This window comes from Legionella londiniensis (genome assembly GCF_001467825.1).
Lineage (GTDB): Bacteria > Pseudomonadota > Gammaproteobacteria > Legionellales > Legionellaceae > Legionella_A > Legionella_A londiniensis.
Genome location: NZ_LNYK01000001.1, coordinates 226,754 through 243,563, shown reverse-complemented (window position 1 = coordinate 243,563; position 16,810 = coordinate 226,754). Strand labels below are relative to the sequence as shown.

The window sequence follows — 16,810 nt, the reverse complement described above, 5'->3', positions numbered from 1 at the left end:
TGTCTTCTATCTTCTTAAGGAACTCGCCATCCCCAGGCGTGATGCGTATTCTACCTTTCTCTTTCCCTATGTCAAATACTTTTTTTAATTTTTTAGAAAAAAAATAATTCGCAATAAGATTATGTATGTAATGCAACCAGATGCAAATGAATCGGCAAAATTAAATATAGCGCAATGCAGCAAATTAACGCGCTGTGCCTCTCAAATTCTATTTACGATACGCGAAAAATCAGACATCGCGTTAAATTAAGGATTAGATACGTAATAAATGGCTCGTTGCCGGCTTATTTATACTGGCTATTTGATTTTTTTTTTGCTACTCTAGGCACTATAACTATGGCGACTCTATTGGTCCCCTCGCGGCGATAGATTGTGAACCCCGTCAGGCCCGGAAGGGAGCAGCGGTAGCAATTGATTCGGGCGCCGGGGTGTGGCTTCTAGAGTTGCCGCCCAAATCCTTTAAAGTCTTCGTATGAGTTATATAGCACTGGCGCGGCGATGGCGACCACGTACTTTCTCGCAGTTGGTAGGCCAGGAGCACATCACTAGAGCACTAACCAATTCGCTGAACCAACAGCGTATACATCATGCCTATCTTTTTACCGGTACTCGCGGTGTTGGCAAAACAAGTGTAGCGCGCTTACTTGCTAAGACCTTAAATTGCGAAGCAGGAATCCATTCCGAACCCTGTCTGCAATGTGATACATGTCTTGCCATTGAGCAAGGCCGGTTTATTGATTTGATTGAAATTGATGGCGCCTCAAGAACCCGCGTTGAAGACACCAGAGAAATTTTAGAAAACGTGCAATATGCGCCTGTGCATGGCCGTTATAAAATTTATTTAATTGATGAAGTTCATATGCTGTCGCAGCATAGCTTCAATGCACTGCTTAAAACACTGGAAGAGCCGCCCGAACACGTAAAATTTTTGCTGGCCACAACAGAACCGCAAAAGCTGCCCATAACAGTTTTATCCCGATGTTTGCAGTTTAACCTCAAACCCATACCAGATGTGATTATTACAGATCACTTAAAGCTTGTCTTAAGTACCGAGCAGGTAACATTTGAAGAACAGGCACTCAATGTACTGGCGCAAGCAGCCCGCGGCAGTATGCGTGATGCTTTAAGTCTTCTTGACCAGGTGCTTGCCGGTTGCAACCGGCAATTGCAAACCAGGGATGTAAAAAATTTGCTTGGTTATACACAGCAAGATTATGCTATTGAACTAATTCATGCGCTGGCAGAGCAAAACCCGCTGAAATTATTGTCAATCAGCCGGCAAATTGCCGAGGAGGGCGGCAATTTTTCTTACGTCCTTCAGGAATTACTATGCTATCTCCATCAACTTTGTATCTGTCAAACATTGCCGGAAGATAATCCGCTCATTGCGCCTCACGCCGATATTCGCCAATTAAGCACACAATTTAGCGCCGAAGATATACAATTATTTTATCAAATAGCGCTAAAGGGCGCAGAAGAGCTCCATTTGGCCCCTACTTTGGCTATTGGCTTTGAAATGACCTTATTGCGTATTTACGCCTTTAAACCGGCTGCTAAAATTGCCCCGCCCCTGAAGTTTCAGGCCAATGAAACTGAAGCACAGGTTACAGCACAAAATCCTGAAGTGAAAAGGGAGCAAGAGATCGAGCCTGAAGCGGCCATTCAGCCCCCCGCTACACCGATTGTTGCCGAACCAGGCCGAGCTATGGGGCAAGGCGCTTCCATAAATGCCAGGGTAAACTGGAGTGAACTATTGTCGAGGCTGGAATTAAACGGCCTTGCCTTAAGTGCTGTCGAGAATACGGAATTCATTGAAAAATCAGGCGCGCAAATCGTGCTGGGTGTTGCTAAAAATCATCTCTCGGTATTTACGCCTAATGTTGTCAAAAGAATTGAGCAGGGACTAACCAACTTTTACCAAGAACCCATAAAAATTACTCTGCGCCAGAGATCCGCTTTGCAGTCAACGCCGGCACAACAAAGGGAAACAGCACGGCAGAAGCAATACGAAAAAGCGCTCGAAGCAATACAGAATGATGCGTTTTTCCAACAGTTACAGCATGAATTTTCCGCAGAACTCGTTAAAGATTCTATTGTCCCGCTGCAAGATGTATAATATCAAGTTATGCTAGAAAATTAAGTTTATTTTTAATCACAAGAAAGAGGCTCACATGGATATCAATCAAAACTTAAAAGATCTCATGAAAGAAGCGCAAAAGATGCAGCAGCGCATGCAAGAAGCGCAAGAACAGCTGAGCAAACTGATGGTATCTGGCGAAGCTGGCGGCGGCATGGTTAAAGTTGAAATGAATGGCCGTCATGATGTCACCAAGGTGTACATCAGTCCCGCATTAAAGGAAGAAGAAACAGAAATGCTGGAAGATTTGATTGCAGCTGCCTTCAACGATGCGGTTCGCAAGGTCGAAAAAGCATCAAAGGAAAAAATCAGTCAACTCACTTCCGGTTTAAATCTTCCTACTGGATTTATGAAAGAAGACGAAGATAAGAAATAACTTTTTATGGACGCTCTGTCTCGTTTAGTTGATGCCTTGCGTTGCTTGCCGGGAGTTGGACCGAAATCCGCGCAACGCATGGTATTTTACCTGCTTAAGGAACAGCGCCAGCGCGGCTTGCATCTTGCGGAGTGTTTGCAGGATGCTATGCACAATATCCAGAATTGCCAGCGCTGTAATAACTATACTACCAATAATTTTTGCAGCATTTGCCAAAATAATCAACGAGACAGCACATTGCTGTGTATCATTGAAACCCCCGCGGACGTAGCAGCCATTGAGCAAAGCAACCATTATAATGGTTATTATTATGTGTTAATGAATAAAATTTCACCTATTGATGGCATAGGTCCCGAAGACATTGGTTTGCCGAAATTACGTGAGCGAATCATTGGAGAGAATGTGCAGGAAGTCATTCTTGCATTAAGTCCAACCCTGGAAGGCCAGACAACAATACATTTTATCCGCCAACTGTTACGTTCCCATCCAGTCAGGATCAGTCAGCTGGCGCATGGTATACCATCAGGGGGAGAATTAGAATTTCTAGACAGTAACACAATAGGCAGCGCGCTTCGCAATCGCTCTCGGCTGGAATAATTCTCAGAAATGATAAAAATCCAGGAGTTTTCTTGAAACAAGCAAAAAAATAACCAGGAAGAATAGCGCCTCGAGAAGCAGGGCCATATTTTTCATGGCAATTAAGTATTGGAAGATATGTATGAAACAGCTGTGTTATAACCTATTTTTTGCAAGTTTTCTGATAATGTTGCATAACGTTGCTTCAGCCTCCATTCATAAAAATATATGGTCTAAATGGGAGGTAAATAATCCCCTGTCTCACGATATGATTTCCCATCATGAATGGCAAACGTTTTTAGATCTCCACGTCCAGACAAATCGGGAAGGCATCACGCTTGTCGACTATACAACCATGTCAAAAAAAGATCTTGAATTATTGAATAGTTATATCGAGCGGATGTCCCGGATTAAGATATCGGATTATAACCGCAGAGAACAATTAGCGTACTGGATAAATCTTTACAATGCCCTGACCGTACAAACCGTAATGCGTTTTTATCCTGTAACCAGTATTCAGGATATCAATATTTCTCCAGGCTTATTCAGCGTGGGTCCCTGGGGAGCCAAAATGATTACCATCGATAACACGCTGTTGTCTTTAGATGACATACAAAACCGTATTATTCGCCCCATCTGGAATGACCCGCGTATTCATTATGCGCTTAATAATGCTGCCATCGGAGCGGCTAACCTTGGAAAACAGGCATACCAAGGCCACAGCCTGGAAAAACAACTGAACGATGCAGCATCTGACTACATTAATTCTTTACGCGGGGTTCAGGTGGTTGAAGGAAAACTGATTGCTTCAAAAATATACGAATGGTATTTGGAAGATTTCGGTGACAACGAACATGACCTCATTCGGCACCTGAACTTTTTTGCCAAAGAACCCCTAAAGGAACACTTGAAACAATGCAAACACATCAGCGCTTACATTTATAACTGGCATTTAAATGGCACTGTACATCTTTCATAAGCGCATGGCTGGCTTGATTAATGAAAACTGCCCCTTATCCGTGGTCTTCGAGCAGAGCAAATAAATGTTCAAGCTTTGAGTTGTTATTTGCCATTTTTTTGCTGTAAAGACTAAGAATTCTGATAACAGCGGCACGAATGCGTTGTCCTGGTGAGATTTTTTTTCCAGATAAATGGCGATCATATGGCTTGGTTACAATATTCCGGGAAACCAATTCTTCCCGCAAGGCTTCCATGACACAGTTCAAATCTTCATACATATTGTTAATTGCCTGTTTTTCTTGTTCAGTTAACTCAGGCAACCAGGGATGATTGTCATTTTGCTGTATCGAAAGCAGGGTACGCATTAAATAACAGCTGGCTTTGTTTGCAAAATATCCATATAAATCAAGGCAGTCCGTAGTAGCCAATTGCCCGTAAAGTTCACGCATTTGTTGATAAAACTCAGAGGCCTTGTCAGGATGTTCGGATGCTATTTTTTGCTTTAGCACCATAATGGCATCTATTAATCGGCTTGGATTAAACCAAAATTTATAGGCACGAAATACCTCTTCAATATACATAAAAATTTCTTCATTTTTTCCTGAAGAAAAACAAAAAGGAAGAGATTTAAGCAAAATTTGAATAGAATGGCGATATGCCGTGTTCACTTCAATTTCAATACCGACAGGTAACTCATCTCCGTGAAACAGCAAATCCCTAAGCTTTGCAATGTTTTTTTCTTCAAGAATGTGCATCAGGGCGGCTTGCAGGGATTCAATAAACTGGTAGAAGCCTGTTAATCTGGCCTTAATGGAAATCAGCTTTTCCGGATGCAACCGTTTTAAAAATAAGTATTGCGGGTGGAGCTTATAGAAAAAAACGGCATGGATGGCATCAAGAAATTCCTGTTTATGAAATCCATGGGACAGTTTTAGCAACTGCTCTGCTGGCAACATGTCAAGCCATAGTTTCAAATCAAGGCGGCTTGAGGTGCAGGCACCGGCCAAACCAGCCATCGCATTTAGCCAAGATTCTGGCATATTGGCAGCAAGCAGGTTTTTTAAATGAGCATTAATCTGCTTTTCTTCTTTGGGGAAATCCTTTACCGTGCTCTTGGCTATTAAATCCGCAAGGGATTGATATTGTCCAAGAAGCAAGCCAAGTTGTATAATTTTTTCCTGCTGACTCTGCAACCTGGGTAGGCTCGATTGTAAATCCAGGATGTGTTCATAACACTGCTGCAAGGTGTTGTTCGTTTTATTGGTACCGAAGTGCTGTGCAGGAATTGGGTTATTTTCATCTACGCCCAATATAAATAGATAGTCTCGATAACTTTTTATCAATGATAGAACAATTTGTTTTGCCCTGGAATCCGGTTTTAACGCTTCCCCCTGGCGTTCGACCGCCATCTTAAGATGGCATTCCAGCTGCTTTATATCAAATTTGATGCGGGCTTCCAGACGGCTGGCATCACTGACCAGCCAGTTTAAAGATCCTTCAAGTAGTGGCATATCCTTCTCCTCCAGATCGGAATGACACACTCTGCCTAGAAACTGCGGTTATTACTGCAAACTCCTTATATGAGAATATCATCAGATTGCACAATTTTCATGTAAACAATTTGAAAAATCTCTGGCGCCAAATTGTTTGGTGCAAGTAATCAGCTATTATAAATAAAGAAAGGAGGAAAAATGCAAAATAAGGCCACACCCCCATCATTTGATGCATTTTTATTACGCATGCTTATCATGCGAAAGCTAAGTACGCAGCAACTTATGGAAACTTTGGGATTGGAAACAGCTAACCGCATATTGGATAATGCCAATAATTATATGGGCATCCCAAGCTTAGGCTCTGGCACAGCGCCTGTACTGCACGGCCAGCTTCACGAGTTTCTGGGTGCAATACCTGATATCAAAGCGCAGCTCGCTGATAAAATGGAAAAGCAAATGGCTCAAAATCAAGAAACTTCAAATCAATCGCATCATGAACCGGCAGACAAACCAAATCCGCCAAAACTCACCCCTTAAACTGAGGTTTAAACAAGGGCAGCAATACTTGACTTTATGGCCAAGCAAATTCGATTCGGTTAAAATTTTATCTTGATGTTTTCAGAGCAAATAATCCATAACATGCAACAGAAAAAAAAATTGCTGATTATTGATCGTGAACCCGTTTCAGAGACTCTCATCTCCTATTTTGAAAAATTTGAATTCGAGATTATACACAAAATTGATATATCAGCAATTGACTACCACGATGATCTCCCTACTGCTTTGCTGATTGACTGGTCTATTGCACAAAAAAACAAAGGGCGGTTATTGAAGCTTCTCACTGATTTTTCAGATATCCCTGTCATCATTGTTCATCATGAGGAAAATGAAAATACCTGTATTCAGGCGCTTGAAGAGGGCGCAGACGATTTTTTTTCAAAATCACGGACTCCGCGCGAGTTACATGCGCGCATCAACGCCATTATCAAACGGATGGAAAAAATAAATCCCAGCCGTGAAAAAGAAGTATTGGCATTTGCAAACTGGCGGCTTTATCCTGGCCCCCGGCAATTGTACCGGGATGGCGTAGAATATAAACTGAGCCCCAGCGAGTATAATTTACTGTTAGCTTTTGTGCGTCACCCGCAACAGATCCTAAAACGGGACTATTTGCGGCAAAAGATAAGCCAGCAACGCGACAAGGTTTTATCCGATCGCCTCATGGATACCCACATAAGCCGCCTTCGCCAAAAAATAGAAAGCGACCCCAAGCACCCCAGGCTGATTAAAACCGTTCGCAACACAGGCTACCTTTTCAATGCCCGCGTATCAACTGGCAAAGGACAATCAATTTAGCGCAACGTTCATTTAGTTTTACTTCTTTTTTTTGGAATCCTTATCATCCGCACGCTCTTAATCATATTCTCGCTGACTTTTAATATCTCTATTTGATAATTCTCTATTTGCAAACAACAATCTGCAGGCGGGATATAACCCAGATATTCTATAATTAACCCGCTTAAAGTCCGTGGACCTAACTTTGGCAATTGCCAGTTCAGGATGCGGTTTAAATTGCGCAGAGTAATACTGGCATCTATGATCACTGAGCCATCATTCTGGGGTGTAATATCCTTGCTCAAAGCTGCAATATCCGTCGTAAATTCGCCGACTACCTCCTCTAGGATATCTTCCATCGTAACCAAACCCTGCAAATCACCATATTCATCGACCACAAAGCAACTGCGCCGCTTCATTTTACGGAAATTGAGTATCTGCACGTTCAGCGGGGTTGCTTCAGGAATAAAGTAAGGTGAATCGGCAATCTCCAGCAAACTTTCCGGGGTAAGCCTTTCTTCCAGAAGCAGATTAAGTACATTGCGTAAATGAACCATGCCCACAATATTGTCTATGGTATTGCGGTAAAGCGGCAGGCGGGTGTGCTGAAATGTTTCCAATTGTTCAAGCAGTTCGTTCCAGGGCTGCTCGAGATCAATTCCAACAATTTCGGCTTTGGGAATCATGATGTCTTCGACTTTCGCCTGTTCGAGATCAAGGAGGCTGATTAACATGCTTCTATGCTCCAGCGGCATCAAGCCGCCTGCTTCATGGACCACAGAGCGCAACTCTTCATTCGATAAAGCTTCTTTTTGTACCGTGCTTTTGGAGATGCCAAAAAGGCGCAAAATCCCGTTTGCAATCCAGCTGATTAAATTGACGAGAGGGGCTAAAATGATTTGCAATACCATCAAAGGCAGGGAGCATGCAAAAGCAACTTGCTGCGGGTAGAGTGCCGCAAATGTTTTCGGCGTCATTTCAGAAAAGACAAGGATGACCAGGGTTAACAAGGCCGCAGCCACAGCAACTCCAGCATCGCCATACAGGCGCTGGCCAATCATTGCCGCGACAATGGAGGCAATAATATTGGCGAGGGTATTGCCAATCAAAATCACGCTCAGCAGCCGTTCCGGATGACTTAATAACTGGTTCACCCGGGCAGCCTGGCGGTGGTTTTTTTTAACCAGATGCCTAAGCCTGTAACGGTTCAACGACATCATGCCTATTTCAGAGGCAGAAAAAAAGGCAGAAAGCAACAACAGAAAAATTAACACAAAAAGCAGCGCCAAAAGAGAAAACTGCACGGCTATTTCCTATCCAATTGAAGTAAAAAAAGCTTACCATAATCCTTCAAAAGCCGTTACCTTTCATCCGCTCTGCATGGCAAGCCATGATTTTTTAGGTAACAATCAAAAAAATGGGTTGCCTTATGGTTATCTCGAGACAGCCATAAAACCCTTGTCCTGTCGAATTGCTTGTTGCATACTTTTGGGTTTTAAAAAATAAAATTCTGGAAATATCGCTAATTATCAAAGGAGTTGAACGTGGCAAAATTTAAAGGATTATTCGCTTTAACACTTATCTCAATGAGTCATGGGCTGTTTGCCGATACAGAGAACAAAATCCGTTTGATTGTTAAATATAAACAAAATCACAAAAATACCCATTCGCTCAAAGCCGCTACGGAAAAAATTGTAAATTTGCCTGTCCACTCCCTCATCCCCATGGCAGGCGATGCTTATATTCTGAGTATTGACCGCACAGCTCTCAGCAGAACCAACGGAAGCGAAGAAGATGCCACAGATATCATCCTCAAGCGGTTGCGGCAGAATCCGGAAATAGCATATGCGGTTACAGATCGAAAGGGATATTTTAAGCCCATGCCCCCAATCTCGAAAAAGAAGCGATCATCGCCGGCTCTGTCGCATGATGTTCAGTGGGACGAGTTTGCAAGGCCACAGGGCATCATGCTTGAATCGGCTCCCGGACAGCGTGATGGAGCCTGGGCTTTCACGACAGGATACAAAATACCGCCTGTAATCGTTGCGGTTTTAGATACTGGTATTGAAACCCATCAAAGTCTAAATGCAAATTTGCTTTATGATCTGCAAGGGAATATCTGGGGCTGGAATTTTGCTGCTAATAACAATGATCTCCATGATGAGACCCGATCCTACCATGGCACCCATGTTGCAGGAACGATCGCGGCAAAGGGAAACGTGATGTCTGGGGTTGGCGAGCATATAAAAATACTTCCTGTTAAAATACCTGATTCATCCGGCATGTTTTATGAAAGCGCTGTTATCAACGCCATTTACTGGGCTGTGGGCGCCCCTGTCCCCAATGCGCCGAAGAACCCCTTTCCGGCCAAGGTTCTTAACATGAGTTTCGGCGTTGATGAGCAGCCGGGAAAAGAAATTGACCATTGCGATGAAGCATTACAGGAAGCGCTGAAATACGTTCGTCAGCAGGGCGCTGTCGTCGTCGCCGCAGCTGGAAACGACAACCGCTGGGAGCATTATAATGCGCCTGCAGTATGCAATGGTACAATCAAAGTTGCATCAACAGGCCCCAGCGGGCTTCGCGCCTATTATTCCAATTATGGACCTTCAATCACTTTTGCAGCGCCAGGCGGGGATCTCAGGTATGGCAAAATAGGCGGTATTTTATCTACCGTAAAACCGGGCAGTGGCTATCAACAATCAGGATTTGATTTCTTTCAGGGAACCAGCATGGCATCGCCTCATGTTGCGGGAGTGGCAGGACTGGTCATTGCAGCCAGTCAAACCACGCTCTCACCTCAGCAAATAGAGCAAATTCTCTATGCCACGACCCATGGCTTTGGCCAGTCATCAAAAAACGATGATTCTTGTACGCACCTCAAACCCTGTGGACACGGCATACTGGATGCAGAAAATGCCGTAAAGGCCGTATTAGCTCAATTTGATGTGATATTTTCTGCCCCGGCCGTTAAAAAAGAAAACGGTAAAAATACGGCAACGATCGATAAGCATTGGATTCCTCATGCCAAAGTGGACTCTGAGCCGCAAGGCGGCCTTTCATTCGTATTCCAAAAAGAGGATGGCAAGATATATGCGCAGTCAGGCGGAATGCAATACCGCCTCAATGACAGCATTTACCAAGATTGTGAAATCATTGGTTTTGATGGTGTCGGCTGTTATCAGTGAAATCAAAAACTCTTGCCCTGGGAAATGACTCCCAGGGACTGCGCGCTTTCAAGTACTGAGAACCTGCTGCAAATCCGCTAAAAATGAAAAAAGCTGTTTTTTGCAGGCAGGTTTTGGGTATAACTGTGCTGACAAGCCGCAATCTTTAAGCTGAATAGACTATACTTTCCTTGATTCGTAAGTCAATCTGACTTTAACCAATATGCCGGCTTTATGTTATAATCGTTCCATTTGGCCGGCATTAGACTATTTAAGAGAGTAAGCATGTTTGAGAATTTAACTGAACGCTTGACCCGTAGTTTTAAAAATATCAGAGGGCATGGGCGTTTAACTGAAGACAATATTCAACAGGCCTTGCGCGAAGTCCGTTTATCCCTGTTGGAGGCAGATGTCGCCTTGCCTGTGGTCAAAACATTTATTGACGATGTCAAGCAGAAGGCACTCGGTCAGGAGGTGATGACCAGCTTAAAACCTGATCAGGCCTTCATTAAGATTGTCCATGATGAGCTTGTTCATATCATGGGTGAGTCCCGTGCGAACCTGGATTTTAAAACTCAGCCGCCCGCAGTTTTTTTAATGGCCGGCCTGCAAGGTTCCGGTAAAACCACAAGCTCTGCAAAACTTGCCCGCTATTTAAAAGAAACGGAAAAGAAAAAGGTGATGCTGGTCAGTACCGACATTTACCGACCCGCAGCAATTCATCAATTAAAACAGTTGGCCCAGGATCTAGATGTCGCCTTTTTCCCGGCCGAAACGCATGAACACCCACTCCGCATTGCTGAAAAAGCGCTTGATAGCGCACGCAAGCAATTCATGGATGTTTTGATAGTCGATACTGCCGGCCGTTTGCATATCGACGAAGAGATGATGGCCGAAATCAAGGCGCTGCACCAAATCCTAATTCCTACGGAAACCTTGTTTGTGGTTGACAGCATGACCGGCCAGGATGCGGCAAATACGGCCAAGGCTTTTCATGATGCCTTGCCGTTAACCGGGATCATTTTAACCAAAACTGATGGCGATGCTCGGGGCGGAGCTGCGCTTTCTGTAAAACAGATTACAGGAAAGCCCATTAAATTTATGGGAAGCGGCGAAAAAATCGAGGCACTGGAACCTTTTCATCCTGAGCGCGTGGCTTCCCGTATTTTAGGCATGGGAGATATACTCACCTTAATTGAAGAAGTCCAGCATAAAACAGACAAAGCTGCCAGTGAAAAACTGGCCAAAAAAATAAAGAAAGGTAAAAGTTTTGATCTCGAGGATTTTAAACAGCAGTTGCTGCAAATGAATAAGATGGGTGGAATTACCGGTTTAATGAGCAAGCTGCCCGGCATGAGCCAACTGCCCAAGCAGGCCATGGGGCAAGTCAGCGATAAAGCGCTGGCGCAAACTGTAGCTATCATCAATTCAATGACCTTGCGCGAGCGCAGAATCCCCAAAATTATTGTCGGCTCCAGAAAAAAGCGCATTGCGCAAGGCTCAGGGACACAAATACAAGATGTCAACCGTCTATTAAAGCAGTATGCGCAAATGCAAAAAATGATGAAAAAATTTACCAAGCCAGGCGCCATGAAGCAAATGATGCGTGGAATGGGTGGTATGGCAGGCATGAAAAACCTGTTTCCCGATGAGTTTAAATAAAAATAAGCAGCAGCACTTCCATTGGCGAATTAATTTTCGTACAATACACGGCATTTTTACGTAACCACTCTTAAAGCAGAGGATAATAATGGTCGTTATACGTTTATCACGCGCAGGAGCAAAAAAGCTTCCTTTTTATCACATTGTTGTAACTGACAGCCGCCGCCGCCGAGACGGGAACTATATTGAGCGTATTGGTTATTTCAATCCTGTAGCTCGCGGCCAGGAAGTTCGCTTGCACCTGGAAATGGACAAATTGAACCATTGGATTAATACAGGGGCTCAATTGTCAGACCGCGTACAGTCTTTGGTTAAGGAATTCCAAAAGAAGAGTGCCGACGCAGCGTAAAGTGAAACAGCAACCGGATGAGTGGGTAATAGTCGGCCGGTTTGGCCGTCCTCGCGGCATAAAAGGGTTTGTCAAAGTTATTTCCTTTACAGAGCCGCGCGAGAATATACTCCAGTATGAGCCGTGGTATGCCCGAATTGACAAACAGTGGCGGCCACTCAACATTAAACAAGTAAGCATTGAGCATAAATTTATATTTGCGCAAATTGAGGGATTTCCTGAGCGAGAACAAGCGGCAAATCTAACCAACATTGATATCGCCATCAAACAGGAGCAATTGCCTGATCTTGAACCCGGTGAGTATTATTGGCACCAACTCATTGGAATGACTGTGGTCAATTTGCAAAATATTGTGCTTGGAACTGTCGCAGAAATGATTGCAACCGGCGCAAATGATGTGCTTGTAGTAACCGGGGAAAAACGGTATTTAATCCCTTTTGTTCCAGAAAAATATGTTATCCGGATTGATAACAAGTCAGCACAGGTTGTTGTCGATTGGGATGTGGATTTTTAAGGCATGTTACAGATTGGCGTTATCAGTTTATTGCCGGAAGTATTTTCAGGGTTACGCCACGGCATTACCGGGCGGGCGCTAGAACAATCCCTGGTAAAAATCCACTATTGGAATCCCAGGGAATGGGCCAGTAAGCCTTATAAACAGGTAGATGATAAGCCTTATGGCGGTGGCCCAGGTATGGTGATGATGTATGAGCCTTTACAGGCGGCAATAACCCATGGGCGAAATACACTGCCTGGTTGTAAAACCATTTATTTAAGCCCGCAGGGGAAAAAAATTTGCCAGAAGGACTTAAATAACATTGCCCGCCAACAGCAACCATTGCTGTTTATATGCGGACGGTATGAAGGCATTGATGAGCGTATCATCGAGCGTTATGTTGATGAGGAATGGTCTCTCGGCGATTTTGTTGTAAGCGGCGGTGAATTGGCTGCGATGGTTTTTATCGATGCCCTTATCCGCCTTTTGCCAGGAAGCCTTGGGGATGAGCATTCTGCCGAGCAGGACTCATTTATGAATGGGTTACTGGATTTTCCCCATTATACGAGACCTGCGCTCATCGATGGCGAAAAGGTACCTGATGTGCTGGTGAGCGGCAACCATAAGGACATCGAGCGATGGCGGAGAAAGCAAGCCTTGGGGAAAACATGGCTTAAACGTCCGGATTTGTTGGAAAAGATCAAGCTAGATGCAGCTGATCAACAATTATTACAAGAGTTTAAACGCGAACACGGTGATTCCTGCTGACAGGAATACCCAATTAGGAGCAACCCATGACGAATATTATTGACCAATTAAACGCAGAACAAATGCAAGGTAAAGCCATACCTGAATTTAATCCCGGAGATACCGTTCTGGTTCAAGTCCGGGTCAAGGAAGGCAACCGTGAACGATTACAGGCTTTTGAAGGAATCGTTATTGCCAAACGGAACCGTGGTTTGAATTCTGCCTTCACCGTCCGCAAAATTTCTCATAATGTTGGTGTTGAGCGCGTCTTCCAAACTTATAGCCCTATCGTTGAAAGTATTTCTGTCATTCGGCGTGGCGATGTACGGAGAGCCAAGCTGTATTACCTGCGCAACCTCAGAGGCCGCGCGGCACGTATTAAGGAAAAACTTGCTGCAAAAAAAGACTAAGCAGTTAGCAAATGTTGCCCATCGTTTCTACTTTCAAAACGCCGTTCGGGTTGCTTGAAGTAGCCTTCGATGAGCAACATCTTCTTCGTTCCGCCTTTAAAGGCGCAACAAGAGAAGAGAACACATCCCATCCAGCCCAACTCAATGTCCCTGTTTCGGCTGATAACCAAAGCATATCTCAGGCCGCACGCAACTTTCATCAACTTATCTTTGATGAATTAGCCGCATATTTTCAAAATCCAAAGCATCGCATACAAATCCCATTAAAGCCACATGGTTCGGCCTATCAACTCAGCATCTGGAATGCCTTGCTGGTCATTCCTTCTGGCCGAACCATGACTTATGGGGAACTGGCCATCAGGATGCAAACAAGCCCCAGGGCTGTAGGCCAGGCATGCAAAAACAACCCGCTGCCCCTTTTTATCCCCTGCCACAGGGTAGTTGGAAAAACAAGTTATGGCGGCTACATGGGAAATAAAGACGCACTTTGCTATAAATTGGCTTTATTAAATCACGAAGGCAAACCCTAATGCGCTTGAGGCCGGCCAATTAAAGTTTTTTTGACCGTTGGCGATAAAAAAATAAAGCCAACTGGATAGCTTATGAAAACGTGGATATCGTATATTTTTTTTCTGATTTTACCTTTTACCGTTCAGGCAAACTGCGATCTTACCCAATTTCGTTGGGATTGTGAGTTGCCGCTTCAAACCAAACCCAGCCGTGCTGCACATTCTCTTGTGTATTGCGGAAACAATTACGGTTATTTAAATGGCGCGCAATATGATCAGTTGGCGCGTTATCAGCGGGCCAATGTGAATATGATTTTGACCATTAACGGCGAATATATTGATAGCCCATGCATTCCCGCCGGACGTTATGGGCCAAACTAACGTCCTGTTAGCCCTTTCCCGCAAGCGTTAGAACAACCAAAAAAATCAGGCAGCCGACGTACTGGATTCAAAAGCCATCCGTGCTATTATCCGGGCACAAAATTTTTTCATACTTAAAAATGCACAGCCCTTTTACCACACTCGAAGGCATAGCCATAGAAATAAGACGCAGACCTGTCAAACACATCTATTTGCGAATTTATCCGCCCGATGGGCGAATTTGCCTTACAGCTCCTCAGAGGCTCAGCCAAGAATTGATATCGGAATTTATTAAAAAAAACAGAGCTGGATTCTAGCCAAACAGATTGAAATGCGTCATTATTCCGCTCAATCCGTGCCCGCCATGACCGATGGTTCCCTGCGCCCTTACCTGGGGCAGAATTACCCCCTTGAAATCCATGAAACCACTCATCAGCCTAAAGTCCTCCTCAAAGACAATGTATTGCAGCTTTGGGTTAAACCCCACTCCTCTCAAGCAGTTAAGGAGCGATTGTTGGAAAATTGGTATCGTCATAACATGAAAGCACTATTGCCGATACTCATTGATAAATGGCAGGCAATTATTGGTGTCCATGTTGCTGAATGGGGAATCAAAGCCATGAAAACACGCTGGGGTTCATGTAATACAAGGGCACGAAGAATATGGCTGAATCTGGAACTGATAAAAAAACCAGAACTTTGCCTTGAATCAGTATTGGTCCATGAAATGGTTCATTTATTGGAACCAAGTCATAATAAACGATTTTATGCACTGATGGATAAGTTCATGCCACAGTGGCGAGAACATCCGCAATCATTAAAAAAATAGGGCATCATATTTACCAGATGGGTTGTAAAATGCGCTGATTTAAATTAAGACTAAAAGAGTTTCCGTAGAGTTCTTAATGTTTAAAAAATTGTTAATCCAGTGATTTTTTAGGATAAAGCCTTACTTTGAGAATTTTTGAAGCGGTAGCTTTCTCGATAACCGCTTTGAATTCTGGAAAATCAATATGCTCCCCTTCTTTGGGAACGTAACCCAGCCGTTGCAGAAACAATCCATTCAAAATCTCAATATCATCCTCTACATCAATATCGAGATCAAGGGCTTGTTCTAAAGAGTATATCGAGCAGTTTCCAGATGCCGATATGCTGCCATCATCATTTAATACCCAATCAACTTTAGTGCGGTGAAACTCATCCTGGATTCGACCGATGAGTACCTGAAGCAGGTTATCTAGGGTGATAAATCCAAGAATAGTTCCTTGATAGTTATAAACTACTGCAAAATGAGGCATTCCCTCACGGAATTTACGCAACAAATCCAGCGCGGGCACACGGCGTGAAACCTTTAACACTGGCCTAAGCAAGGATCGTAGTTCTGTTATCTCGCCTTGATGATAAAGGATGGGAAGAATATCTTTCACATGAATAATCCCGATCACATCATTTTTTTCAGGATCATACACTGGATAGCGGCTATAGCGATGTTCCATGATTGTATCCATGATTTGCTCAATCGGTTTATTGATATAAATCATGACCATTTCTTCGCTAAACCGCATGACCTCAGTCACTTTAAGATCAGCCAAATCAAAAGTGTGCTCGATAATTTCAACTTCCTCTTCGGTCAGCTCGCCATGAAGATGGCTTGCACTTAAGAGCAGCTTGATTTCTTCTGTTGAGTAAAAATATTCACCTTTATGAACTATATCTAAATTAAACAATTTCAGCAGATAATTTGAACAATTGTTGAGCACCCAAATTGCGGGGTGCATGAGCCAATAAAATCCATATAACGGTATGGCAGTCCAAATAGATACTTTTTCTGATTGCCGGATAGCAAGTGATTTAGGCATTAGCTCCCCAACAACAATATGGAGAAATGAAATAAAGGAAAATGCCAGGAAAAAAGCAATCACAGCCGTAAACTGAGGCGAACCAATCCCAATAAAAAATAGGAGGGGTTCTATTAGGTGAGCAAACGCAGGTTCACCTATCCAGCCTAATCCAAGAGAGGCGAAAGTTATCCCCAACTGGCAGGCCGATAAATAAGCATCAAGGTGTTTATGGACATGAAATAATATTTTCCCCCTCAAGCCATAAGCACTTTTGATTGCCTCTACGCGGGTTGATCGAAGTTTTACCATGCCGAACTCAGCAGCCACAAAAAAAGCATTTAACAACACCAAAATAAAAGCGAGTAAAACCAGTAAAACATGAGTCATCTGCC

Annotated in this window: 18 protein-coding genes and 1 other RNA gene; 16 read left to right on the top strand and 3 right to left on the bottom strand. The window is 43.7% G+C overall.

What is annotated here, in order from left to right:
• Positions 1-346 precede the first annotated feature (346 nt).
• From ffs to Llon_RS01220, 5 genes are all read left to right on the top strand, one after another.
• Positions 347-443, top strand: an RNA gene (gene ffs / locus Llon_RS11170) — signal recognition particle sRNA small type.
• Between the two features lie 29 nt (positions 444-472).
• A complete protein-coding gene (dnaX, locus tag Llon_RS01235) occupies positions 473-2,116 on the top strand; it encodes a DNA polymerase III subunit gamma/tau (protein WP_058528246.1) in 1,644 nt (547 codons plus the stop codon).
• Between the two features lie 55 nt (positions 2,117-2,171).
• The gene (locus Llon_RS01230) at positions 2,172-2,513 is read left to right on the top strand and encodes a YbaB/EbfC family nucleoid-associated protein (protein ID WP_058528245.1); all 342 of its coding nucleotides are present in this window, start codon (positions 2,172-2,174) and stop codon (positions 2,511-2,513) included.
• A gap of 6 nt (positions 2,514-2,519) precedes the next feature.
• A complete protein-coding gene (recR, locus tag Llon_RS01225) occupies positions 2,520-3,110 on the top strand; it encodes a recombination mediator RecR (RefSeq protein WP_058528244.1) in 591 nt (196 codons plus the stop codon).
• Between the two features lie 121 nt (positions 3,111-3,231).
• Positions 3,232-4,068 (top strand): DUF547 domain-containing protein, encoded by an 837-nt coding sequence (locus Llon_RS01220; RefSeq protein WP_237758230.1) that lies wholly within the window; start codon positions 3,232-3,234, stop codon positions 4,066-4,068.
• Between the two features lie 34 nt (positions 4,069-4,102).
• Here Llon_RS01220 and Llon_RS01215 read toward each other — a convergent pair whose 3' ends face one another.
• Positions 4,103-5,560 carry a hypothetical protein gene (locus tag Llon_RS01215; RefSeq protein ID WP_058528242.1) on the bottom strand — a complete coding sequence of 486 codons (1,458 nt, stop codon included), beginning with the start codon at positions 5,558-5,560 and terminating at the stop codon, positions 4,103-4,105.
• Positions 5,561-5,740: 180 nt separating this feature from the next.
• On the opposite strand from Llon_RS01215, the gene Llon_RS01210 reads away from it, so the two are divergent.
• Positions 5,741-6,079 (top strand): hypothetical protein, encoded by a 339-nt coding sequence (locus tag Llon_RS01210; protein WP_058528241.1) that lies wholly within the window; start codon positions 5,741-5,743, stop codon positions 6,077-6,079.
• A gap of 102 nt (positions 6,080-6,181) precedes the next feature.
• Positions 6,182-6,898, top strand: a complete 717-nt coding sequence (locus Llon_RS01205; protein WP_065238253.1) for a response regulator transcription factor — start codon at positions 6,182-6,184, stop codon at positions 6,896-6,898.
• An 8-nt stretch (positions 6,899-6,906) separates the two neighbouring features.
• On the opposite strand, the gene Llon_RS01200 is transcribed toward Llon_RS01205, so the two are convergent.
• A complete protein-coding gene (locus Llon_RS01200; protein WP_058528239.1) occupies positions 6,907-8,181 on the bottom strand; it encodes an HlyC/CorC family transporter in 1,275 nt (424 codons plus the stop codon).
• A 240-nt stretch (positions 8,182-8,421) separates the two neighbouring features.
• Between Llon_RS01200 and Llon_RS01195 the strand changes: the two genes are divergently transcribed.
• From Llon_RS01195 to Llon_RS01155, 9 genes are all read left to right on the top strand, one after another.
• A complete protein-coding gene (locus Llon_RS01195; protein WP_425293474.1) occupies positions 8,422-10,065 on the top strand; it encodes a S8 family peptidase in 1,644 nt (547 codons plus the stop codon).
• 264 nt (positions 10,066-10,329) lie between these two features.
• Positions 10,330-11,706 (top strand): signal recognition particle protein, encoded by a 1,377-nt coding sequence (gene ffh, locus Llon_RS01190; RefSeq protein ID WP_058528238.1) that lies wholly within the window; start codon positions 10,330-10,332, stop codon positions 11,704-11,706.
• 88 nt (positions 11,707-11,794) lie between these two features.
• Positions 11,795-12,055, top strand: a complete 261-nt coding sequence (rpsP, locus tag Llon_RS01185; RefSeq protein ID WP_058528237.1) for a 30S ribosomal protein S16 — start codon at positions 11,795-11,797, stop codon at positions 12,053-12,055.
• A 1-nt stretch (position 12,056) separates the two neighbouring features.
• Positions 12,057-12,569 (top strand): ribosome maturation factor RimM, encoded by a 513-nt coding sequence (rimM, locus tag Llon_RS01180; RefSeq protein ID WP_058528236.1) that lies wholly within the window; start codon positions 12,057-12,059, stop codon positions 12,567-12,569.
• Positions 12,570-12,572: 3 nt separating this feature from the next.
• Positions 12,573-13,319 (top strand): tRNA (guanosine(37)-N1)-methyltransferase TrmD, encoded by a 747-nt coding sequence (gene trmD, locus Llon_RS01175; RefSeq protein WP_058528235.1) that lies wholly within the window; start codon positions 12,573-12,575, stop codon positions 13,317-13,319.
• A 26-nt stretch (positions 13,320-13,345) separates the two neighbouring features.
• Positions 13,346-13,708, top strand: a complete 363-nt coding sequence (gene rplS, locus Llon_RS01170) for a 50S ribosomal protein L19 (protein WP_058528234.1) — start codon at positions 13,346-13,348, stop codon at positions 13,706-13,708.
• 11 nt (positions 13,709-13,719) lie between these two features.
• On the top strand, positions 13,720-14,238 hold the full coding sequence (locus Llon_RS01165) for a methylated-DNA--[protein]-cysteine S-methyltransferase (protein WP_058528233.1): 519 nt from the start codon (positions 13,720-13,722) through the stop codon (positions 14,236-14,238).
• 72 nt (positions 14,239-14,310) lie between these two features.
• Positions 14,311-14,598 (top strand): hypothetical protein, encoded by a 288-nt coding sequence (locus tag Llon_RS01160; protein WP_058528232.1) that lies wholly within the window; start codon positions 14,311-14,313, stop codon positions 14,596-14,598.
• A 310-nt stretch (positions 14,599-14,908) separates the two neighbouring features.
• Complete coding sequence (locus Llon_RS01155) at positions 14,909-15,406, top strand: M48 family metallopeptidase (RefSeq protein ID WP_237758229.1); 498 nt, start codon at positions 14,909-14,911, stop codon at positions 15,404-15,406.
• Positions 15,407-15,497: 91 nt separating this feature from the next.
• On the opposite strand, the gene Llon_RS01150 is transcribed toward Llon_RS01155, so the two are convergent.
• On the bottom strand, positions 15,498-16,805 hold the full coding sequence (locus Llon_RS01150) for a hemolysin family protein (protein WP_058528260.1): 1,308 nt from the start codon (positions 16,803-16,805) through the stop codon (positions 15,498-15,500).
• Positions 16,806-16,810 lie beyond the last annotated feature (5 nt).